The organism is Prauserella oleivorans (assembly GCF_042685745.1).
GTDB lineage: Bacteria > Actinomycetota > Actinomycetes > Mycobacteriales > Pseudonocardiaceae > Prauserella_A > Prauserella_A oleivorans.
Map to the genome: position 1 here is coordinate 4,601,876 of NZ_JBHUNT010000001.1, position 20,790 is coordinate 4,622,665.

The window sequence follows — 20,790 nt, forward strand, 5'->3', positions numbered from 1 at the left end:
AGGGCGTGGTCGAGGTGGGCGCGCGTCCGCGCGGGGTCCGGGGGGAGCCGCGCAACACCGTCGGAAACCCGTCCTCACCGGTGTCGTCGGCCGGGCCGCGAGCGGACCACCGGAAACCGGACGCCGCGCCATGCGGATCGAACCGGTAATCCGAGTGGGCCTGCCAGATCTCGCCCACACTCGGGCAACGACCCTCTCACCTCGATCCCCCGATGCGACGGCAACACCGGCGGATGCGTCCGGGCGGGATCACGCGGCAGCCCGGCAGCACCAGTCCCGGCTGCGATGAGGACGCGGGCGTCTCCACCGATCCTCCTCGGTCAGGCCTCCAGCACCACGGCCAGCCCCTGGCCGACCCCGATGCAGATCGCGGCCAGACCGTACCCGCCGCCACGCCTGCGCAGCTCGTAGGCCAGCGCACCGAGGATGCGCCCACCGGACGCGCCCAGCGGGTGGCCCAGCGCGATCGCGCCACCGTTGACGTTGACGATCTCCGGGTCGAGCTTCGGCCAGTCGGCGAGGCACGCGAGCGACTGGGCGGCGAAGGCCTCGTTCAGCTCGACGGCCTTGAGGTCCTCCCAGCCGATGCCCGCGCGCTCGAGCGCGACCTCGGCGGCGCGCACCGGACCGATGCCGAACACGTGCGGGTCGACCCCGGCGGCGCCGCGGCCCGCGATCCGCGCGAGCGGCGTGGCGCCGAGCCGGTCGGCGCCAGCCTGGTCGGCCAGCAGCACGGCCGAGGCGCCGTCGTTGAGCGGCGAGGAGTTGCCCGCCGTGACCGTCCCTTCCGGACGGAACACGGGCTTGAGCTTGGCCAGCTTCTCCAGGCTGGAATCAGGCCGGATCCCCTCGTCGCGCGCCAGCTCGGTGCCGGGAACCGCGACGACGTGGTCGTCGTAGAACCCCTCGTCCCACGCACGGGCGGCGTTGAGATGACTGCGCAACGCGAACTCGTCCTGCTGCTCGCGGCCGATTCCGTAGCGTTCGGCGAGAATCTCGGTGCTCTCGCCGAGGGAGACGGTCCACTGCTCCGGCATCCTCGGGTTCACCATGCGCCAGCCGAGCGTGGTCGAGTACATCGTCTCGTGGCCGTTGGGGAACGCCTTGGCCGGCTTGGGCAGCACCCACGGCGCGCGGCTCATCGACTCCACGCCCCCGGCGACCACCACCGACGCGTCACCGGTCGCGATCAGCCTGCTGCCCTGCATCGCGGCGTCCAAACCGGACCCGCAGAGCCGGTTCACCGTGGTTCCCGGCACGCTCGTCGGCCAGCCCGCGAGCAGCGCCGCCATCCGCGCCACGTTGCGGTTGTCCTCGCCCGCGCCGTTCGCGTCACCGAGGACGACCTCGTCGACCCCGGCGGGATCCAGGTCGTTGCGCTGCGCGAGGGCCGACAGCACGTGCGCTGCCAGGTCGTCGGGCCGCACCCCGGAGAGCGCGCCGCCGTACCGGCCGAACGGCGTCCGGACCGCGTCCAGGACGAAGACGTCACTCACTTCGAGGCCTCCTTCAGCGCACGCAGGGTCGCCAGCTCCTGCTCGGTCGGAGGCTCCGTGCGCGACAGTTCCGGCGACACCTTGAGGTCCCAGCCGGTGGCCTCGCGTACCTGCTCCACCTCCACACCGGGGTGCAACTGGCTCAGCACGAGTTCGTGGGTGTCGGGGTCGGGCCGCAGGATGCCGAGGTCGGTGACGACGAGCGTCGGGCCGGCACCGGGCAGGCCGAGCCGCTCCCGGTCGCCCTTGCCGGAACCGTGCCCCACCGACGTGACGAAGTCGACCTTCTCCACGAAGCTGCGCTTGCTCTGCCGCACCACCACGAACACCTCGTGGCAGGACGCCGCGATCTCCGGCGCGCCCCCGGCGCCCGGCAGCCGCACCTTCGGGTCGGCGTAGTCGTCGCCGATGACCGTGGTGTTGATGTTGCCGAACTTGTCCAGCTGCGCCGCCCCGAGAAAGCCGATGTCGATGCGGCCGGGTTGCAGCCAGTAGTTGAAGACCTCCGGCACGCTGATCACCGCGTCGGCGGTCTCCGCCAGGACCCCGTCGCCGATCGAGGCGGGCAGCCGGTCTGGCTTGGAACCCAGGGTGCCCGACTCGTAGATGAGCACGAGGTCGGGAGCGTGCGTACGGCGCGCGACGTTCGCCGCCGTCGAGGGCAGGCCGATGCCGACGAAGCACCGCTTGCCGTTGCCGAGGGCCCTGGCCGCGGCGATCGACATCATCTCGTCGGAGGTGTACTCCTGCTGCCCGGTCGGCGCCGTCTGCGTTGTCTGCGTCGTCATCGCACACCCTCCATGGCGAACACCTTCTCGGCGTAGCCACGTCTCGAACGTTTCCCGATCCCGCCCGATGGCATCCCACTGCTGGTAGTAGGCGTTGTCCCGCTCGTAGTAGCCCTGCGCGTACGACGGGTGCGCTCCCCCGGGCACCTCGGCGACGCACGTGACGGCCCAGCTCGGCAGGATCATCTGGCCGGGCACGGGCTCCAGCTCGTCCACGATCTCCTCGACCGTGACGAGGCTGCGCGTGGCGGCCAGCACGGCCTCCTTCTGAACGCCCACCAGGCCCCAGATCTGCACGTTGCCCGCCCGGTCGGCGCGCTGGGCGTGGATGATCGACACGTCCGGGTTCAGCGCAGGCACGGCGGCCAGCTCCTCCCCGGTGAACGGGCAGGTGATCCACTTGATCGTCTCGGTGTGCCGGGGCAGGTCGGTGCCGCGGTAGCCACGCAGCACCGCGAACGGCAGCCCCGAGGCGCCGGCCACGTAGCGGTTGGCCATCCCGGCGTGACTGTGTTCCTCGATCTCCAGCGGTACCGGCCAGGAGTTCTGCACCGCGTCGCGGAACCGGTGCAGCGAGCCGACTCCGGGGTTGCCGCCCCACGAGAACACCAGCTTGCGCGCGCAGCCCGCGCCGATGAGCTGGTCGTACACGATGTCGGGCGTCATGCGGACCAGCGTCAGGTCCTTCCGCCGCTGCCGGATGATCTCCTGCCCCGCCGCGTGCGGGATCAGGTGCGTGAACCCTTCCAGCGCGACCATGTCGCCGTCGTGCACGAGCCTGCCGACCCCGTCGGCCAGCGAAACGATCTCCGCCACGATGCCACCTCGTTCGCATTACGCACACTCGTTCTGCATCTGAACATAGCCGGGAGCGTGCAGGGACGTCAATCCGCTCCCGCCGCGGCTAAGGTGCCCTCGGGAGACGTCTCGAGCAGCGCGAGGAGCGTGAATGACGGACACACGGCCGCGGATCGTGGTCACCCGGTGGATCCCCGAGCAGGCCATGGACGTGCTGCGCGACGTCGGTGACGTGTGGGCACCCGACCCCGACCGGGCACTGCCGGCCGAGGAGCTGCACCGGGTGCTCGCCGGTGCCGACGCCGCGGTGGTCACGCTGAGCGAACGCGTCGACGCGGCGTTCGCCGACGCCGCCGGAGCGCGACTGAAGATCGTGGCCAACGTGGCCGTCGGCTACGACAACGCCGACGTGCCGGCCCTGCTCGACCGCGGGATCGTCTTCACCAACACCCCCGGCGTGCTCACCGACGCGACCGCCGATCTCGCGTTCGGCCTGCTGCTCGCCGTCACCCGCAGGCTCGGCGAGGGCGAACGGCTGCTGCGCTCGCGGACGCCGTGGTCGTTCCACCTCGGCTTCATGCTCGGCACCGGCCTGCAGGGCAAGACCCTCGGCATCGTGGGGCTCGGCCAGATCGGCCGCGCGATGGCCAGGCGGGCGCTCGCCTTCGGCATGGACATCGTCTACACCGGACGGCGACGCGCGCCCGTCGATGTCGAGGAGTCCCTGCGCGCCCGCTACCTCCCCCACGACGAGCTGCTGCGCACGGCCGACGTCGTGTCGCTGCACTGCCCGCTCACCCCGCAGACCCGCCATCTCATCGACGCGGACGCGCTCGCCGCCATGAAGCCCTCGGCGTTTCTGATCAACACCACGCGCGGGCCCGTCGTCGACGAGGCCGCGCTCGCCCGAGCCCTGCGCGACGGCGTGATCGCCGGCGCCGGGCTCGACGTCTTCGAGCGTGAACCCGAGGTCCACCCCGGGCTGCTGGAGCTGGACAACGTCGCCCTCGCCCCCCATCTGGGCTCGGCGACCGTCGAGACGCGCACGGCGATGGCCGTGCTCGCCGCCCGGAACGTCGCCGCCGTGCTCCGGGGCGGCGAGCCGCTGACCCCGGTCAAGGAGTGAGCACGATGCGCGTGGTCGTCGCACCCGACAAGTTCAAGGGCAGCCTGACCGCCGTTCAGGCCGCCGAGGCCATCGGCGACGGCGTCCGCGACGCCGTACCCGACGCCGGCGTGGCGCTGTGCCCGGTCGCCGACGGCGGCGAGGGCACTCTGGACGTCCTGCTCGCCGCAGGCGGCAAGCGCGTCGAGCAGCGCGTGCGCGGGCCGCTGGACGAGCCCGTCGACGCCTGGTACGTCGTGCTCGACGGCACCGCCTACATCGAGTCGGCGCGCGCGTGCGGCATCGAGCACGTGACACCGTCGCCAGAGGTCGCGCTCGCCGCTCACACCTACGGCGTCGGCGAGCTCATCGCGCACGCGCTCGCGGGCGGCGCGCACCGGATCGTGCTCACCGTGGGCGGCACCGCCAGCACCGACGGCGGGTGCGGGATGCTGCAGGCGCTCGGGGCGCGCGTGCTCGACGCGTCCGGCTCCACCGTCGGGCTCGGTGGCGGTGCGCTGACCGAGGTCGCGAGTGTGGATCTCACCGAGGTGCACCGCCGGCTGGGCCGGGCGGGCGTGCGCGTCGCCACGGACGTCACCAACCCGCTGCTGGGCCCGGACGGCGCGGCACCGGTGTTCGGTCCGCAGAAAGGCGCGGGAGCGCGGGAGGTCGAGCTGCTCCGACACGGGCTGAGCCGATGGGCGGACGCACTCGAACGCGCCGGTGCCCCGGCGCTGGCGGACGTGCCCAGCGCCGGAGCAGGCGGCGGTATCTCCGGAGGCGCGATGGCAGCGCTGGGCGCCCGTGCCGAGTCGGGGTTCGACCTGGTCGTCGAGCTGACCGGGGTGGAGGACGCCGTGCGGGCGGCGAACCTCGTCATCACCGGCGAGGGCTCGCTCGACCGGCAGAGTCTCGCGGGCAAGGCACCCGCGGGCATCGCGGCGATGGCCGGCCGCCACGGCGTGCCGGTACTCGCCGTGGCCGGCCGCATCGCCCTCACCGGCGACGAGCTCGCCCGAGCGGGTATCGCGGGTGGCCTCGCCCTCGTCGACCACGCCTCCTCGATCGAGGACGCGCAGCGCAACGCGGCGGCGCTGCTGCGCGAGCACACCGCCGCGCTCGTCCGATCCTGGCGGGACGGTGATCGGCCCCCTACGGCTGCAACACGATCTTGATGGCCCCGTCGCGCTTCTTCTGGAAGATCTCGTAGCCGTGCGGCGCCTCGTCGAGCGGAATCCGGTGCGTGGTGAGGTCACCGACGCCCAGCGGGTCGCCGTCGCCGGTGAGCAACGGCAGAATGTCGTCGGTCCACGCGCGGACGTTGGCCTGCCCCATCCGTAGCTGGATCTGCTTGTCGAACAACGTCATCAGCGGCATCGGGTCCACCATCCCGCCGTATACGCCGGACAGCGAGATCGTGCCACCGCGCCGCACGACGTCGATGGCGAGATGAAGCGCGCTCAGCCGGTCGATCCCGGCCTTCTCGATCATCTTCTCCGCCACCGGCCCCGGCAGGAGCGTGGCGAGCTGCTGCGCCATCGCGCTCACCGGGGCGCCGTGGGCCTCCATCCCGACCGCATCGATGACGGCGTCGGTGCCCCGGCCGTCGGTGCGATCCCGCACTGCATCGCCGACCTTCTTCGTGGTGCGCAGGTCGATGGTCTCGACGCCGTGCCTGCGCGCCATCTCCAGCCGTTCGTCGACGAGGTCGACGCCGATCACGGTGGACGCACCGCGGTGCTTGGCGATGCGCGCCGACATCTGCCCGATCGGGCCCAGGCCGAGCACGGTCACGCTGCCACCGTCGGGAATGGACGCGTACTCGACGGCCTGCCACGCGGTGGGGAGCACATCGGACAGGAACAGGAAGCGTTCGTCCGGCGGCCCCTCGGGCACCTTGATCGGCCCGAAGTGCGCCTGCGGAACCCGGAGCATCTCCGCCTGGCCGCCGGGAACCTGACCGTAGAGTTTGGTGTAGCCGAACAGCGCTGCGCCCTTGTCCTGCTCGCGGACCTGCGTGGTCTCGCACTGGGTGTAGAGCTTCTGGTCGCAGAACCAGCACTGTCCACACGCGATATTGAACGGCACGACGACGCGGTCGCCGGGCTTGAGGTTGGGCACCGCGCTGCCCACCTCCTCGACCACTCCCATCGGCTCGTGGCCGAGGATGTCGCCGGGAGTCATGAACGCACCGAGTACTTCGTACAGGTGCAGGTCCGAACCGCAGACGGCGGACGAGGTCACCTTGATGACCGCGTCCGTCGGCTCCTGGATCCGCGGATCGGGCACCTCCTGCACGCGCACGTCGCGCTTGCCCTGCCAGGTCACTGCCTTCATCGGGGCTCTCCTTCCGCCTCACCGGGTCGCTGGGCGGATACCCCGAAGCAGTCAGCCCGACTCCTCCGTGATCGTGTGCGAGGCACCCACCGGTTTCGACTCCGGTGACCCACGCTGCCGGAGATAGACGCTGAGGATCGCCATCGAGCCGATGGCCAGGAATTCCGATTGCCAGTTCTGCAGCGAGCGGCTCCAGAAATCCGCCGAGGTGATGTACTCCGGCCACGGCAACGGGTCGGCGAAGTCACCCAGCTGTTCGGCGTTGAACGCGCTCATCCCGACCACGGACTGGGCAAGCCACGACGCCAGGAACAGCGCGCCCATCACCAGGCCGAGGGAGCGCGAGAACAGCGCCGTGCGCCAGCCGCCCGCCTGGACCCACGGTGGTGAGGCGTCGTGGGCATGGCGGCCGACCTGCTGGTCCTCGTCGGTTTCCGGGCCGATGCGCCCCACCGGCTTGGACTCCGGTGAGCCGCGCTGCACAAGCCACACGGTGGCCATGATGTAGAGGAAGAACTGCAGGTACTCGGACTGCCAGTTCTCGGCGACGTCCACGGCGAAGTCGGCCGACGTGACGTACTGGCCGAAGCTGATGGGCTCGCCACCCTGGGCGAGCTGGCGGTTGATGAAGTCGGCGTGCCCGGCCAACGCCTGGCCCACCAAGCTGCCGAGGAAGAGCAGTCCGAACACGATCGAAAGGCCGTTGTCGCGCAGGATCCGCCGCACACCCACCACCTCCACGGCTCACCGGTGCAACAGCCCGATGACAACGAAGTACGCGCAGCCGAGCAGGACCACGGCGAGATAGAGCCAGAACATCACCCGCACACTCATGGCCCACCCACCTCACAGTCGTAGGGGGCGTCGCCGCCCTGGGGTGTGCACCCGGCTCCGGTGACCCGCCAGCCGTCGCCGTACTCGTGCAGGAAGACCGTGTCGGCGGGCGTGCGCGCCTGTGCCTCCGACCCCCACAGCTCGATCGCCGTCACCGGATCCACGGGAAGGCCCACGCTGAGCAGCGCGTCGGCACACGGCCGGCTCGCGGCCGACTCGAGGTCTCCACGAGCCTGCTCGCTGAGCAACGCGCAGGCGGCCTGCGCTCGCCCCTCGCCCAGGGCGCGCAGGAACTCGCCGACGGCCGACCGGGCCTGTTGCTCGGATGCCGAACCGCAGGCGACGGCCAGCAGCAGCGTGCCGATCGTCGCCGGCACGCCGGCTCTCCGCATGCTCCGGCGCACGAGCGGAGAGTCTACCTCGACTGTCCACTAGGGACTAATCGAAACGCCGGTGGCCCGCTCGCGGCGGACCACCGGCGTTCCGCGAGTCTGCGACAGGTCACGCTTCCGGCTGCTGCATCACCGCGAAGTTGAGCTGGCCCTGCTCGTCCTGCTGGACGTCGAGCACCTTGTCGTCGAGGAACGACGACGCCTTCGGCTCGAGGAACACCCGGGCACCGCCTTCGGTACCGAGCACCTCGTCGCCCTCTTCCGGCGCTGGAGCGATCGAGAGCGCGAGCTGCGCACCGGCCTCGGTCTCCTCGCGCACGGCGAAGCGGAGCCCGGCAGCCTGCTGGCCGTCCTGGGAGGTCAGAGCGCTGATCGCCTCGACGGCAGCGTCAGTCATCGCAAGCATGGTCGGTTTTTCCCTTCGGTTTGCTTGAAGCTGCCATTCCCACCGTAGGGGTCCGCGAGCCTGAGCGCTTCCCGGGCACGCGGATCGGCTCAGAGAACTTTGGCCACGACACGCAGATCGGCGACGAGTTCCGAATACGCACGGTCACGTTCGTCGGCGGGCGCACGTAATACGGCCGAGGGATGCACGGTCGCCACGGCCTTCATCGCCACGGCCTTCACCCCGTCCGCGACCTCGGCGGGCAGCTCGACGAGTTCACCACGTCGCTTGCTGACCCGGAAGTCCGCGCCCAGCAACGACTGCGCCGCAGTCGCGCCGAGACAGACCACGACCTCGGGCCGCACGGCATGCAGCTCGGCCACCAGCCACGGACGGCACGCGACGATCTGTGACCGCGAGGGCTTCTTGTGAATTCGGCGTTTCCCTCGCTCGTCGGGAACGAAACGGAAATGTTTCACCGCGTTGGTGACGTAAACGGTGCCGCGGTCGATCCCGGACTCCTCGAGTGCCTTGTCGAGCAACCCGCCCGCCGGACCGACGAACGGCTCGCCGGTCGTGTCCTCCCGGTCACCGGGGACCTCGCCGACGAACACCACCTTCGCGCGCTCGGGTCCGGCGCCGAACACCGTCTGGGTGGCATCGCGATACAGGTCGCAGCCACGACAACTGCGGGCCGCCTCCCGCAGCTCCGGAAGAGCCGTGCGCTCCGGGAGGTACTTGCCGGCACCCTCGTGGCTGACCATCGTCAGTCCTGCCCGCAGCCCAGCGCGTTCGCCCACAACAACGCGTGGACCACGGCGTCGAGCCGGGCGAGCGGGTCGGGATCCTCGGTGACCAGGCCGATCTGGAAGCGGACGTCGCCGGCGTTCGCGTTGAGGCCGGCGAGCACGGCGCGCAGTACCGCCCGCAGCGCGGGCTGCACCTCGTCGATGTCGACGGGTTCGTCATCCACATCGAGCACGTCCACGTAGTACAGGTCGTCCTCGCCGCCGTCTGTTGGCCTGCTCGCCCGTGAGCGCAGCGTGGCGACGACGGTGGAGACGAGCTCCAGCAGCACCGGCTCGAACAACTGGCGCCGCGGGGCGTCACTGCCGATCAGGGTCGCGAGCTGGGCGGCGAGGCCGTCGAGATCACCGACGCGGGCCACGGACAGCAGCCGGTCGGTCAGACCGCGCACGCGCAGCTCGCCCGCACTCACTCGGCGCCACCCTCGGGCACACGGATGCCGTCGGCGACGGAACCGCCCGCCTGGTCGGCGTTCTGCCCGCGCCGGATCGCCGGCGTGCTCGGCTCGGCGGCGTCGTCCTCCGGCACGACGGGTTCGACATCCTCGGTGACGTGGTCGACCGACTCGTCCAGTTCGGTCGCGGGCGTCGCCGCCACCGGCCGCTCCGGTACGTCGGCGGGCCCCACGTCCGGGCGTTCCTCGGCGAGCCGCTGCTCGTGGGTCTCGCCCTGCCGCTGCTCGGCGGGCGTCATCCCGTACCGGTCGGCCTCGCTCCAGTGCTCGGGCGGGTCCATGCCCTCCTCGAGCGGATCGACGCGGAGCCGGTCCTCGTCCAGGTCCTCCGCACTGTTCAGCGCGGCGGGGTCGGTCTCCGCGCTGTCCGGTGCTCCGGTGTCCTGGGGAGGCGTCACGGGATCAGTACCGTCGCTCATGGCACTCCTTTCCGAAGCAACTGGAGGCTCGCGCTGAGCCGGTCAGCGTGTACGGGGGCGTACGGTGGAATTAGCGCTGTACCCCTGCGTCAGTGCGAACAAACGCGTGCGGGAGTGTGCGAAGGTCCACAGCCCCCAGCGCAGACCGAGGTTGCGGAACAAGCGGGAGGCTTCCTACGGTTGGAAAGACGGTTGAGTACACAGCCGACACGGGGACGGCCACTCGCGCGCCACAGCCGAGCCAGGTCGGCGCTCCGATCTCATTCCGCGGACCTGGTCTACTCCCTGTCCGAACCCTACGGAGGGATACCACAGTGCGAAGCACCGACACGAACGAACTGGCGGCACAGTCGTCGGCAGGCACGGACTCCGCGGTACAGGAGGCACACGGCATGCGCATCGACGCTGAACGCCGGTCGGACGAGGTGGTGCTGGCACGCGTCACCGGCGAGGTGGACCTCCTGTCCGCTCCCGACCTGCGCAAGTGGGTCCGGGAAGAGGTGGCCACACCCACGAAGCTCGTCCTCGACCTCGACGGTGTCGACTTTCTCGGCTCGGCCGGCCTGTCCGTGCTGGCGGAACTGGCGGAGAAGTCCGCGCACAACCACCTGAACTGGGCCGTCGTCGCCAGCAACCGCGTGGTGCTCCGTCCACTGGAGGCCACCGGCCTCGCGAACCAGATGCCGGTGTATTCGAGCGTCGACGAGGCGATCAAGGGCCTCACCAAGGACTCCTGAGTCCGGGTCCGCGAACGCCGGTTTGCCGACCCACCTTGCGCGACTAACCTGCAGGTCATGACACCTGTGCCGCCGCGCGTCGGCACCGCGTGGACCACCGTTCTCCCGGAGCGCTACCGGGAGTTCGCCAGGCACGCGGTGCTGTATCTCGCGGCGGGCGGCGCGAGCACGGTCCTGCAGGCTCTGCTCTTTCTCGCGGTGCGCACGGTCACCGGGCCACTGACGGCGAATCTGGTGGCCATCGGCGCCACGACGCTGCTCAACACCGAGTTCCACCGGCTCGTCACGTTCGCGGGCACGTCGGGGCCGCGGGCGCGCAGGCACATCCAGACGCTCGGCACGTTCGCTTTCTACGCCGGCGCCGGTTCGGTGGCGTTGTTCGTGCTGCACACGCTCGCCGAGGCGCCGTCGCCGCTGCTCGAGACGGCGGTGCTCGTGGCCACGAGCGTGCTCGGCGGCATCTGCCGCTTCCTGCTGCTCCGTTCGTGGGTCTTCGGTCGACGCCCGGAGACGGCACGGTGACCGAGCGCGACGACACGGCCGAGGAGAGCGAACCCGACTACCGGTTCACGCTCGCCAACGAACGGACCTTCCTCGCCTGGATCCGTACGGCGCTGGGACTGGTCGCCGGAGGCGTCGCCGTTCAGCAGCTCGTTCCGGATCTCGCCGCGGAGGCTCCCCGGACGGCGCTGGCGTCCGTGTGCATCGGGCTGGCGTTCGTGCTCGCCGGTGCCGCCTATCCCCGCTGGCGCACGGTGCAGTCCGCCATGCGGCGCGGCGCCCCGCTGCCCCGCAGCGCCCTGCTCGTCGTGCTCGCCGCCGGTGTGCTCGTCATCACGGTGTTCGCGCTGATCCTGGTGCTGACGGCGTGACCGGCGGGCTGCAACCGGAACGCACCGGGCTCGCGTGGCAACGCACCGCGCTGGCCGCCGGAGCCTGTGCCGCGCTGCTCCTGCACGCCGCCGCCAGAGGGCGCTGGGGCGTGCTCACCGTGCCCGCGGCGTGCGCGGCGGGCACGGCCGCACTGCTGGCGATCGCGGGCGGCATCCGGGAACGCGAGCTGCGCCGCAGGACGGAGCCCGCCCCGGTCCGGGCGGTCGTGATCGGCGTCGTGAGCCTGGCGGTCGCGGGGACGGCCGCCGCCACGCTCGTCGCGTTCCTCCGCTGAGCCTCAGACATTGGTGCGATCGGCGCAAAACAGTGGTTGATATCTGGATTACCCGACCGGACCCCTCTACTATTACGCTCAGTGGTCACCGGGACGTTGGCTCCCCGCACCTGCAGCCCGGACCCACCCCGACGAATTACGCCGTTGTGGACCCCGGCGGCGACCGCAGTTTTCATGGTCTGGGAGCCGGCTATGCACAGCGTCGCCACAATTGTTGGCCCCGTCGCCGAACGGCCGGGGTCCGGTCCGGAGCGGGGCGAACCGCTCTCCAAAGCGGAGCTCGATCCGGTTGTCAGAGCGGCTGCGGACGGTGACCAGTTCGCCGTCAACACCCTGCTCACGATGATCACGCCGGTCGTCACGCGTTATTGCCGGGCGCGGCTGGGCAGGCGGGACCTGTCCTACGTGTCGGCCGACGATGTCGCCCAGGAGACGTGTGTGGCCGTGCTGCGGGCACTGCCCAGCTACCAGGACCGGGGCGGCTCGTTCCTCTACCTCGTGCACGCGATCGCGTCGAACAAGGTCTCGGACGCCTTCCGCCTCGTCTCCCGCGAGCGCTCGGACCCGACGGCCGACGTGCCGGAACCGGGCACGGCCGAGAACGAGCCCGAACGCACGATGCTCAACCTCGACCTGGGGCACCGGCTGCGGAACCTGCTGAGCTGCCTGCCCCGCAACCAACGGGACATCCTGATCCTGCGCTTCGTCGTGGGCCTGTCGGCGGGCGAGACCGCAGAGGCACTGGGGCTCTCCTCCGCCAACGTGCGCACCTCTCAGCATCGCGCCCTGACGCGGCTTCGTCCCCTGGTGGCGCGCGACGGCGGCTTCTGACCACGCCTCTCCGGGGACGCCTGGGCACTCCGCCGTGGACCGCGGACGGCGCCAGCCGTCACGTACGGCCGGGTGGGTCCGGCGTCCTCGCGCCACCACCGGGCGCGCTTCGACCGCCGCTACCCCAGCTTCTCGCGCAACCCCTGCAGCAGCTCCGCCTTCGCCGCGTCCAGGAACGTGTCCTGGTGTTCGCGGCCGATCTGGACCAGCGCCAGATCGGTGAAACCGGCGTCACGGAACGCCCGGGCGGCGTCCACCACCGCCTGGACCGACGCACCGCAGGAATCGAGCCCGCGACGTCGTCCTCGGTGACGTACTGGGTGGCACCCGCGAAGGCCGGGGTGCCGGGCAGTTCGGCGTTGACCTTCCATCCGCCCGCGAACCAGCGGAACTGCTCTCGCGCCCGCCGCGCGGCGGCCGCGGTGTCGCGGTCCCAGCACACGGGAAGCTGGCCGATCTTGCGCGACCTCTCCTGGCCCGAGTCGGAGCGCCGCGTGTCCCACTGCTCGCACAGGCTTCCCTTGGGCTCGATGGCGATCATCGCGTCGCCGAGCGGGGCGAATCGCTCCACCGACTGTTTGCCCGAGACCGCGACCCCCACCGGCACCCGCCGCTCGGGCAGGTCCCACAGCTTCGCCGAGTCCACGCGGAAGTGCTCGCCGGAGAAGTTGGTGTAGCCGCCGTCGAACAGGTCGCTGATGATCTGCAGCGCCTCGGACAGCATCTCGTGCCGCACGTTCACCGGCGGCCAGCCCCGGCCGAGGATGTGCTCGTTGAGGTTCTCCCCCGCTCCGACGCCGAGCAGGAACCGCCCGCCGGAGAGCTCCTGCACGGTCGCCGCCTTCTGCGCGACCACCGCCGGGTGATAGCGCATGGTCGGACACGTCACATAGGTCATCAGCTCGACCTCGGAGGTGGCCTGGGTGACCGCGCCGAGGGTGCTCCACGCGTAGGGCGCGTGGCCCTGCTCGTCCAGCCAGGGCGAGTAGTGGTCGCTCATCACCTCGAAGTCGAATCCGGCCTGCTCGGCGCGCGCCGCGTCGGCGACGAGCTGCCGGGGGCCGGCCTGTTCGGTGAACAGCGTGTAGCCGAGTCGCACGGCGTTCCTCCCCGTCAGTGCAGCGCGGGCTCCGGTGCGGTCTCCGGTTCGACGTTCAGCTTCTTCCGGCGTGCGATGGCCTCGCGGCGCTCGGTCTCGTCGAGCCCGCCCCACACACCGAAGGGCTCCTGCACGGTCAGCGCGTGGTGCCGGCACTGGACGATCACCGGGCAGGTGCGACAGATCTGCTTGGCGCGCGCGACCCGGTCGGCTCGCGCGAAGCCACGCTCTCCGTCAGGATGGAAGAACACCGAGCTGTCCAGATTGCGGCAGTTGCCGTGGCGCTGCCATTCCCAAACCTCTGCGACCGGCGTGGGCAGGCGGGACGTGTCGGCCATGGTGATCACCTCCGTGAAGACGTGCGATGCGTGATCGCGGGCGCGGTGTACCCGGGTTTTTCAGAACTCACACCTGAGGACCCATCAGCGGTGTTCTTCCTCGTCGAGCGGCACGGCGGCGGCCTGCTCGGCCGCGTCGGCGGGGTTGGCCTCGAGCGGAACGTCGAGCTCCGGGGGTTCGGTGATGGAACCGTCGGGGATGGACTGCCTCTGCTCGTGCACGTCCGCGTCCGGCGCCAGGTCTGGGTTCTCCGTCATGATCGACGTGGTACCCCGCCTGCGGCGCTTTCAATCCACACTCGTTCGAGTGGAACGGCGACCCCGGCATACCTCGGGTACGCTGCGGCCCGGCTCACCGTGATCACCGGCCGCCACCCGTTCAGGGCCCGCCGGGGACGAGCCGGTCGACTTGACGGGGAGGAACGCGCATGACCGACCGCCGGTACGACATCGTGCTGTTCGGCGCCACGGGATTCACCGGCGGCCTGACCGCCGACTACCTCGCCCGGCACGCCCCGCGGGGCTGCCGGTGGGCGCTCGCCGGGCGGACGCCCGCCAAGCTCGAGGCCGTCCGGGCCCGCCTCGCGGAGATCGATCCCGCCTGCGCCGACCTGCCGCTGCTGCGGGCCGACGTCACCGACGCGGACTCGCTGCGCGAGGTCGCCGAGGCGAGCCGGGTGGTCATCACCACGGTCGGCCCGTACCTGCACTACGGCGAGCCGCTGGTGGCGGCGTGTGCGGCGGCGGGAACCGACTACGTCGACCTCACCGGCGAGCCCGAGTTCGTCGACCGCATGTACCTCGCTCACCACGCCACCGCGCGGCGCACGGGTGCCCGGATCATCCACGCGTGCGGATTCGACTCGATCCCGTACGACCTGGGTGTGTACTTCACGGTGCAGCACCTGCCCGAGAACGTCCCGCTGACCGTGACCGGCCAGGTGCGCGCGAACGCGGAGTTCTCCGGCGGCACCTACGCCTCCGCACTCGCCGCGTTCTCCCGGGCCCGCGCCATGGCCCGGACCGCCAAGCGGCGCCGCCGCGCCGAGCCGTGGCCGCGCGAGCGGCGCATCCACGTGCCGATGTCGCCGCCGAGCCGCGACCGCGACACCGGCCGGTGGCTCGTGCCGATGCCGACGATCGACCCGCAGATCGTGGCGCGGTCGGCCGCCGCGCTGGAGCGCTACGGGCCATCGTTCACCTACCGGCACACGGCCGCCGTGAGGCGGCTGCCGACGATCGCACTCGCGGGCGTCGGCCTCGGCCTGCTCGCCGTCCTGGCGCAGATCCCGCCCGCCCGCTCGGCGCTCGGCAGGCTACGCAAACCCGGCCAGGGGCCGAGCGCGGCACGGCGCGCGAAGTCGTGGTTCCACGTCCGGTTCACCGGCGAAGGCGGCGGCAAGCGCGTGGTCACGGAGTTCGCTGGCGGCGACCCGGGTTACGACGAGACGGCGAAGATGCTGTCCGAGTCGGCGCTGTGCCTGGCCTTCGACCAGCTGCCCGCGACGTCCGGCCAGGTCACCACCGCGGTGGCGATGGGCGACGCTCTGGTGCGGCGGCTCCAGGTAGCAGGGCTGACGATCCGGGTGGCCGAGAGCTGACCCGGCTCACCGGCCGACGGGTGGGTTCCGGGCACGCGTGGGAGCATTGCCCGGCGCGCTGAACCGGCCTCAGGCGACGAGCCGGCGCACGACGGCGTCGGCGAGCAGCCTGCCCCGGTCGGTGAGCACCGCCCGGCCCTCGGCGAGCGCATCCGCCGACAGCAGGCCGTCGGCCACCGCCGCGTGCGCCTCGCGCACGCCCGCCGCGTCGAGGGCCGCCAGCGGCAGGCCCTCGGCGAGCCGCAGTTCGAGCAGCACGCGCTCGAGGTGCCGGTCGTCGTCGCTGAGCACCTCGTGCCCGGCCACGGGCGGGCGCTTTCGGCCCAGCTCGGCCGTGTATCGCGCGGGATGCTTGACATTCCACCAGCGCACGCCGCCGACATGGCTGTGCGCGCCGGGACCCGCGCCCCACCAGTCGCCGCCCAGCCAGTAGCCGAGGTTGTGCCGGCAACGCGCGTCCGGTCCGGCGGCCCAGTTAGACACCTCGTACCAGCGCAGACCCGCGCCGGCGAGCACGTCGTCGATGAGCTCGTAGTCGGCGGCCAGCACGTCCTCGTCGGGTTCCGGTAGCTCGCCCTTGCGGACGCGACGGGCCAGCGCGGTGCCGTCCTCCACGATGAGCGAGTACGCCGAGACATGGTCGACGCCGGCGGAGAGCACCGCGTCCAGCGACGCCCGCAGGTCCTCCGGCCGCTCCCCCGGCGTGCCGTAGATGAGATCCAGATTGACGTGCTCGAACCCGGCGGCCCGGGCCTCGCGTGCCGCGGCGACGGGACGACCCGGGGTGTGCACCCGGTCGAGGACGCGCAGCACGTGTGGCGCGGCCGACTGCATGCCCAGCGACACCCGGGTGTACCCGGCGTCGCGGATCCCGGCGAAGAACTCCGGCGACGTGGATTCCGGGTTGGACTCGGTGGTCACCTCGGCGTCCGCCGCGAGGCCGAACGCCTGCCGCACCGCGTCGAGCACCTGGGCCAGGCCGTGCGCGCCGAGCAGCGAAGGCGTCCCGCCGCCGACGAACACGGTGTCGGCGGCGGGTGGCTCGCCGAGCATGCGGGCGGCCAGGTCGAGCTCGCGGCGGAGCCCGTCGAGCCAGTCGCCGGGTGAGGCGCCCGAGCCGAGTTCGCCGGCGGTGTAGGTGTTGAAGTCGCAGTACCCGCAGCGCGTGGCGCAGAACGGCACGTGCACATACACCCCGAACGGCCTGGAGCCCAGCCCGTGCAGGGCCGAGGCGGGCAGGCTGAACCGGTCCGGGGTGGTCGCGGTGGTCACCCCACCAGTGTCCCACCGGGTGCCGCGAGGCCCGGACGGGTGCGCCTCACAGCCGACCGAGCCACACGGCGGCCTCCCCGAGCCCGGCGGTCCCGGTGAGCGCGCCCGGCAGCAGTGGCACGGTCACCACGGCGTCGGCACCGAAGCGTTCGTGCACCGTCGCCAGCACGAGCTCCTCCTGCTCCCGCCGTCGCGCGAGCACCCCGGTCTCGTCGCCCGAGGCCACCCGGTTCACCACGACCGCACCGAGCGGCAGGCCGGCACCGGTGAGGACGTCGGCCGCCCGCAGCGTCTCGGCCAGCGGCAACCGCTCCGGGACCAGGACGAGGTGGACGAGCGCGTCCTCGCCCAGGCGGGTCCGGAGCCGGCCGAGCCGGGCACGGCGCGCCTGAAGCCGTTCCAGCAGCGGGTCGGCGGCGTCGTCCGGGTCGCCGAGCAGCCCGGCGGCGAGCCGGTCGGCGTGCCGGGCCCGCCTGCGGTGCCGGGCCAGGCCCTCGATCCACGGCGTGAGCAGGGTCGGCAGGCTGAGCAGGCGCACCATGTGACCGGTCGGCGCGCTGTCCACGATCACCGTGTCCCAGCGCTCCCCCGCCTCCTCGACCACCTCAGTCAACCGGTCCAGTAACGCCGACTCGACGGTGCCCGGGCTCTCGGCGGCGCGTTCCAGATGTCGCTCGACCGCGGGCAGCACCTCCCTGGGCACGGCGTGCCGGGCGTCGTCCAGCACCTCGGCGATGCGCCGCCGCGCCTGCCGCTCCCCGCTGATCTCGGCGGCCCACAGGGTGCCGGTAACCCGGCGTGGCCGGTCCGACAACGACGTCTCCAGGGCGTCGCCCAGCGAGTGCGCGGGGTCGGTGGAGACCACGAGCGTACGCAGGCCACGGCGTGCCTGGGCGAGCGCGTACGCGGCCGCCAGCGTCGTCTTGCCGACTCCGCCCTTGCCGCCGAAGAACCGGATCAACAGCACACCCCGGGGTCGCCGAACTCCTCGCGGCCCATGCGCCGGTGCCACTCGTGGAAGTCGGCGACCAGGTACGGGACGAGATCCAGCGTCTCATAGGCGACCGGGTTGTCCACGCCCAGCGACTCGAGCAGCAGCAAGGCGCGCAGGGTGTCGTCCCGGCGACGCGCCTCCCGGCGCAGCCCCTGCCGCCAGCGCGCCACGAACGCGGCGTCGTGCAGCCGTTCGGCGCGCCGCCAGAACGCCCGCAGGCTCACCGCTCGGCGTCCGCCCGCGGCGGCGTGGTCTCCGGCTCCCCGGCCACCGTGGTTCCGCTCCAGGCCTTCCGCAGCGCCAGGGCGGCCTCCACGATCAGCCACACGGCCAGGACGAAGATGATCGCGTCGAGCGGTGCCAGCACCCACTCGCTCTCCTGGATGAAGTTGCGCAGGTTGACCACGAGCGCCCAGCTGGTCATCACGAGCAGGAACACCAGGGGCACCAGCACGGCGACCGGGTTGCGCCGGTTCTTCGTCACCCACACCGCGATCACGGCCAGCGCCAGGCCCGCGGTCAGCTGGTTGGTGGTGCCGAACAGCTGCCACAGCACGCCGAAGGTGTAGCCCTCGTCACCGCCGCCCGGCAGGAGTGCCAGCACGAGAGGGACGAGCACCGCGATGCTCGTCGCCGCGGTGAGGTTGCGGGCGACCGCCCGGACACGGGCGATCTCGGCGATCTCCTGGACGATGTAGCGCTGCAGCCGCACCCCGGTGTCCATCGTGGTGGCGGCGAAGCTGATGACGACGATGGCGGCGAAGATCGCGGCGATCGACGTCGGGACGCCGAGGTTGTTCGCGAAGTGCGCGACCCCGTTGACGAAGTTCGAGGTGGCATCGCCGGAGGCGGTCGAGAAGTCCGGGTAGGCCGCGTGCCAGTCGGTCGTGGTGGCCACGATGCCCGCCGTGCACGCGAGGATCGAGCCGAGCGCGAGCGACCCCTCGCCGATCGCCCCGAAGTAGCCGACGTACCGGGCGTCGGTCTCCTTGTCGAGCTGTTTCGACGTCGTCCCCGAGGAGACCAGGCTGTGGAAGCCGGAGATCGCTCCACAGGCGATCGTGATGAACAGGAACGGGAACCAGTTCGGCGACCCCTCCGGCGTGTCGTTGAACGCGGGCGCCACGACGCGGTCCCACCCGACCGCGATGCCGAGGCCGATGACGCCGAGCGCGATGAACAGCTGGTGGGAGTTGATGTAGTCGCGCGGCTGCAGCAGGATCCACACCGGGATTCGCGCGGCCACGAAGGTGTAGGCGAACAACAGGATGACCCAGATGTTGCGCTCGGTGAACAGGCCGTCCTCGGCGGCGATGCCCGCCAGCGAGATCGGCACGGCCTGCCCGAGCAGGATCGAGACGTACAGCAGGATCACGCCGACGATCGACGGGATCAGTGCGGCGCTGCGCGTGCGGTAGATGTACTGGCCGATCGCGATGGCGAGCGGGATCTCCAGCAGGATCGGCAGCACGGCCGCGGGGTTGGCCACGAACAGGTTCGCGATCACCACCGCGAACACGGCGTTCACCAGGGTCAGCAGGAAGAAGATGATCAGTAGGAAGAGCACACGCGCGCGTTTGTTGATGACGTCCCGCGCGAGGGTGCCGATGCTGCGAGCCCGGTGCCGCGCCGACACCACCAGCGAGCCGAAGTCGTGCACCCCGGCCGCGAAGATCGTGCCCAGCACCACCCAGGCGAGCGCCGGGCCCCAGCCCCAGAACACGGCGATGGCCGGGCCGACGATCGGCGCCGCGCCGGCCACCGACGTGAAGTGGTGGCCGAACAGCACATGCTTGTTGGTCGGCACGAAGTCGACGCCGTCACGCATGCTGTGCGCGGGGGTGACGAACTCCGGGTCGAGCGCGTAGACCTTCTTCGCGAGATACGCGGAGTAGTAGCGATAGCCGAGGTAGAACAGGGCGGCGACGATCAGGACCAGCACGATGGCGGGCATGGCGCTCACTCCTCGGGCGGCGTTGACACGAGGACCTGCTGACGTGGCACGGTAACAGCAGGTAGAGGGCCGCGTAAGAGCGCGAGAGGGACCGCAGTGGATCCGTTATGTCCGGTCTGGCAGCGGGCCATCACCGGTGAGGTGTGCTGGATCGGGCCGGACGGGACGCCCTCGGCGCTGGCGGCCACCCCGTTGCTGCTCGGCTCCGCGCCGTGCGTGGCGTTGCCCTACGCGCGGGCGGACGAGATCGCGGGCCTGCGCACGGCCGGGACGGCGACGTTCGCCGTCACCGACTCGCGATCGCTGCCGCCCGGCGAGGCGGGCCTGGCCCGGACGGGCCGGGTGCGGGTCCACGACGACGTCACCGGTGAGCTCTTCGCCGCCGAACTGCTCGAGCAGGAGCTGCGCAAGTACCCGCCGTCGCGCACACTCGCCGACAGTCCGCTGCTGCGCCGGGAGAACTGGTGGTGGCTGCCGCGCGTCATCGTCAGTCTCGACGGTCCCGCCGACCCCGGCCTGGTCCGCAGACCGCTCGCCCGCACGAACCCGGCGCGCCACGCGTTGCTCGCCGAGGCCCGGCCGGACGGGCTCGCCCTGCGCAGCGTCGCCGTCGGGGACGACGCAGGCGCCGACGCCACCGTGGTCCTGCGTGACCTGGCGGGCGAGGCAGGCCCGGCCGAACCCACCCCGGCGCTGGCGATCGGCTACGACTACGCGATCCCGGACCTCGAACGGTGGGAGACCTGGTCGCTCGCCGGAACCACCCACGGGAACACGCTGACGGTGACGCAGCGCTCCGGCAACCCCGGCGCCGAGCTCACCGCCCTGACGCTGCTCGAGCGGACCCGGCGGCACGCGGCGCTCTCCCGCGCCTGCCGGCGCACCATCAGGACGTTCGAGCGGCTCAGGTGACCTTTCTCCCACCATGCGGACGGGCCTGGACCACCTTCTGGACCGCGTGGCACGCTGAACATCGTG

24 protein-coding genes and 2 pseudogenes are annotated in these 20,790 nt (G+C 71.6%); 9 read left to right on the top strand and 17 right to left on the bottom strand.

The features are described from left to right. Positions 1-320: 320 nt before the first annotated feature. From ACFSZT_RS22575 to ACFSZT_RS22585, 3 genes and pseudogenes are all read right to left on the bottom strand, one after another. Positions 321-1,496 (bottom strand): thiolase family protein, encoded by a 1,176-nt coding sequence (locus tag ACFSZT_RS22575; protein ID WP_377386609.1) that lies wholly within the window; start codon positions 1,494-1,496, stop codon positions 321-323. Continuing rightward, entirely contained in the window at positions 1,493-2,284 is a 792-nt protein-coding gene (locus tag ACFSZT_RS22580) for a CoA-transferase subunit beta (protein WP_377386888.1), read from the bottom strand. The genes ACFSZT_RS22575 and ACFSZT_RS22580 overlap by 4 nt, the downstream gene beginning before the upstream one ends. Positions 2,285-2,314: 30 nt before the next feature. Continuing rightward, positions 2,315-3,100, bottom strand: a pseudogene (locus ACFSZT_RS22585) (CoA transferase subunit A); the annotation flags it as partial. A 133-nt stretch (positions 3,101-3,233) separates the two neighbouring features. On the opposite strand from ACFSZT_RS22585, the gene ACFSZT_RS22590 reads away from it, so the two are divergent. Continuing rightward, a complete protein-coding gene (locus ACFSZT_RS22590) occupies positions 3,234-4,208 on the top strand; it encodes a 2-hydroxyacid dehydrogenase (protein WP_377386612.1) in 975 nt (324 codons plus the stop codon). 5 nt (positions 4,209-4,213) lie between these two features. Continuing rightward, the gene (locus ACFSZT_RS22595) at positions 4,214-5,365 is read left to right on the top strand and encodes a glycerate kinase (RefSeq protein WP_377386615.1); all 1,152 of its coding nucleotides are present in this window, start codon (positions 4,214-4,216) and stop codon (positions 5,363-5,365) included. On the opposite strand, the gene ACFSZT_RS22600 is transcribed toward ACFSZT_RS22595, so the two are convergent. From ACFSZT_RS22600 to ACFSZT_RS22630, 7 genes are all read right to left on the bottom strand, one after another. Further along, on the bottom strand, positions 5,343-6,527 hold the full coding sequence (locus ACFSZT_RS22600; protein ID WP_377386617.1) for a zinc-dependent alcohol dehydrogenase: 1,185 nt from the start codon (positions 6,525-6,527) through the stop codon (positions 5,343-5,345). The two genes, ACFSZT_RS22595 and ACFSZT_RS22600, sit on opposite strands and share 23 nt — an antisense overlap. A 51-nt stretch (positions 6,528-6,578) precedes the next feature. After that, positions 6,579-7,253 carry a DUF6766 family protein gene (locus ACFSZT_RS22605; RefSeq protein WP_377386620.1) on the bottom strand — a complete coding sequence of 225 codons (675 nt, stop codon included), beginning with the start codon at positions 7,251-7,253 and terminating at the stop codon, positions 6,579-6,581. Between the two features lie 104 nt (positions 7,254-7,357). Next, entirely contained in the window at positions 7,358-7,738 is a 381-nt protein-coding gene (locus ACFSZT_RS22610) for a hypothetical protein (RefSeq protein ID WP_377386624.1), read from the bottom strand. Between the two features lie 124 nt (positions 7,739-7,862). Next, positions 7,863-8,159 carry a HesB/IscA family protein gene (locus ACFSZT_RS22615; protein ID WP_377386627.1) on the bottom strand — a complete coding sequence of 99 codons (297 nt, stop codon included), beginning with the start codon at positions 8,157-8,159 and terminating at the stop codon, positions 7,863-7,865. Positions 8,160-8,248: 89 nt separating this feature from the next. Continuing rightward, the gene (locus tag ACFSZT_RS22620) at positions 8,249-8,902 is read right to left on the bottom strand and encodes a UdgX family uracil-DNA binding protein (protein ID WP_377386630.1); all 654 of its coding nucleotides are present in this window, start codon (positions 8,900-8,902) and stop codon (positions 8,249-8,251) included. Between the two features lie 2 nt (positions 8,903-8,904). Further along, on the bottom strand, positions 8,905-9,357 hold the full coding sequence (locus ACFSZT_RS22625; RefSeq protein WP_377386633.1) for a hypothetical protein: 453 nt from the start codon (positions 9,355-9,357) through the stop codon (positions 8,905-8,907). Further along, complete coding sequence (locus ACFSZT_RS22630; protein WP_377386636.1) at positions 9,354-9,818, bottom strand: hypothetical protein; 465 nt, start codon at positions 9,816-9,818, stop codon at positions 9,354-9,356. The genes ACFSZT_RS22625 and ACFSZT_RS22630 overlap by 4 nt, the downstream gene beginning before the upstream one ends. Positions 9,819-10,132: 314 nt before the next feature. Between ACFSZT_RS22630 and ACFSZT_RS22635 the strand changes: the two genes are divergently transcribed. The 5 genes from ACFSZT_RS22635 to shbA all read left to right on the top strand — a co-directional run bounded on the left by ACFSZT_RS22635 (position 10,133) and on the right by shbA (position 12,554). Beyond that, positions 10,133-10,555: an STAS domain-containing protein gene (locus ACFSZT_RS22635; RefSeq protein ID WP_377386639.1), complete on the top strand. Its 423-nt coding sequence runs from the start codon at positions 10,133-10,135 to the stop codon at positions 10,553-10,555. A 57-nt stretch (positions 10,556-10,612) separates the two neighbouring features. Beyond that, complete coding sequence (locus tag ACFSZT_RS22640) at positions 10,613-11,077, top strand: GtrA family protein (RefSeq protein WP_377386641.1); 465 nt, start codon at positions 10,613-10,615, stop codon at positions 11,075-11,077. Further along, complete coding sequence (locus ACFSZT_RS22645) at positions 11,074-11,427, top strand: YidH family protein (RefSeq protein WP_377386644.1); 354 nt, start codon at positions 11,074-11,076, stop codon at positions 11,425-11,427. Before ACFSZT_RS22640 ends, ACFSZT_RS22645 begins: the two co-directional genes overlap by 4 nt. Next, positions 11,424-11,723, top strand: a complete 300-nt coding sequence (locus ACFSZT_RS22650; protein ID WP_377386647.1) for a DUF202 domain-containing protein — start codon at positions 11,424-11,426, stop codon at positions 11,721-11,723. Before ACFSZT_RS22645 ends, ACFSZT_RS22650 begins: the two co-directional genes overlap by 4 nt. Positions 11,724-11,915: 192 nt before the next feature. Further along, on the top strand, positions 11,916-12,554 hold the full coding sequence (gene shbA, locus ACFSZT_RS22655) for an RNA polymerase sigma factor ShbA (RefSeq protein WP_377386650.1): 639 nt from the start codon (positions 11,916-11,918) through the stop codon (positions 12,552-12,554). A 119-nt stretch (positions 12,555-12,673) separates the two neighbouring features. Here shbA and ACFSZT_RS22660 read toward each other — a convergent pair. The 3 genes and pseudogenes from ACFSZT_RS22660 to ACFSZT_RS22670 all read right to left on the bottom strand — a co-directional run bounded on the left by ACFSZT_RS22660 (position 12,674) and on the right by ACFSZT_RS22670 (position 14,249). Further along, positions 12,674-13,653: pseudogene (locus ACFSZT_RS22660) on the bottom strand (TIGR03557 family F420-dependent LLM class oxidoreductase). Between the two features lie 14 nt (positions 13,654-13,667). Continuing rightward, positions 13,668-13,991: a WhiB family transcriptional regulator gene (locus ACFSZT_RS22665; RefSeq protein WP_377386653.1), complete on the bottom strand. Its 324-nt coding sequence runs from the start codon at positions 13,989-13,991 to the stop codon at positions 13,668-13,670. An 84-nt stretch (positions 13,992-14,075) separates the two neighbouring features. After that, a complete protein-coding gene (locus ACFSZT_RS22670) occupies positions 14,076-14,249 on the bottom strand; it encodes a hypothetical protein (protein ID WP_377386656.1) in 174 nt (57 codons plus the stop codon). Positions 14,250-14,419: 170 nt separating this feature from the next. Here ACFSZT_RS22670 and ACFSZT_RS22675 point away from each other — a divergent pair, with 170 nt between their 5' ends. Further along, a complete protein-coding gene (locus tag ACFSZT_RS22675; protein WP_377386658.1) occupies positions 14,420-15,592 on the top strand; it encodes a saccharopine dehydrogenase family protein in 1,173 nt (390 codons plus the stop codon). Positions 15,593-15,661: 69 nt separating this feature from the next. Here the strand turns inward: ACFSZT_RS22675 and hemW are convergent, their stop codons facing one another. Genes hemW through ACFSZT_RS22695 form a run of 4 tightly spaced genes read right to left on the bottom strand, consistent with a single transcriptional unit; the run spans position 15,662 to position 19,812 of the window. Next, positions 15,662-16,864, bottom strand: coding sequence for a radical SAM family heme chaperone HemW (gene hemW, locus ACFSZT_RS22680; protein ID WP_377386661.1), 1,203 nt, complete (start codon positions 16,862-16,864; stop codon positions 15,662-15,664). Positions 16,865-16,910: 46 nt separating this feature from the next. After that, a complete protein-coding gene (locus ACFSZT_RS22685) occupies positions 16,911-17,831 on the bottom strand; it encodes an ArsA family ATPase (protein ID WP_377386664.1) in 921 nt (306 codons plus the stop codon). Beyond that, positions 17,822-18,082 (bottom strand): cory-CC-star protein, encoded by a 261-nt coding sequence (locus ACFSZT_RS22690; RefSeq protein WP_377386667.1) that lies wholly within the window; start codon positions 18,080-18,082, stop codon positions 17,822-17,824. Before ACFSZT_RS22690 ends, ACFSZT_RS22685 begins: the two co-directional genes overlap by 10 nt. Then, complete coding sequence (locus tag ACFSZT_RS22695; protein WP_377386670.1) at positions 18,079-19,812, bottom strand: carbon starvation CstA family protein; 1,734 nt, start codon at positions 19,810-19,812, stop codon at positions 18,079-18,081. Before ACFSZT_RS22695 ends, ACFSZT_RS22690 begins: the two co-directional genes overlap by 4 nt. A gap of 96 nt (positions 19,813-19,908) precedes the next feature. Between ACFSZT_RS22695 and ACFSZT_RS22700 the strand changes: the two genes are divergently transcribed. Continuing rightward, entirely contained in the window at positions 19,909-20,724 is an 816-nt protein-coding gene (locus tag ACFSZT_RS22700) for a hypothetical protein (RefSeq protein ID WP_377386673.1), read from the top strand. Positions 20,725-20,790: the final 66 nt, after the last annotated feature.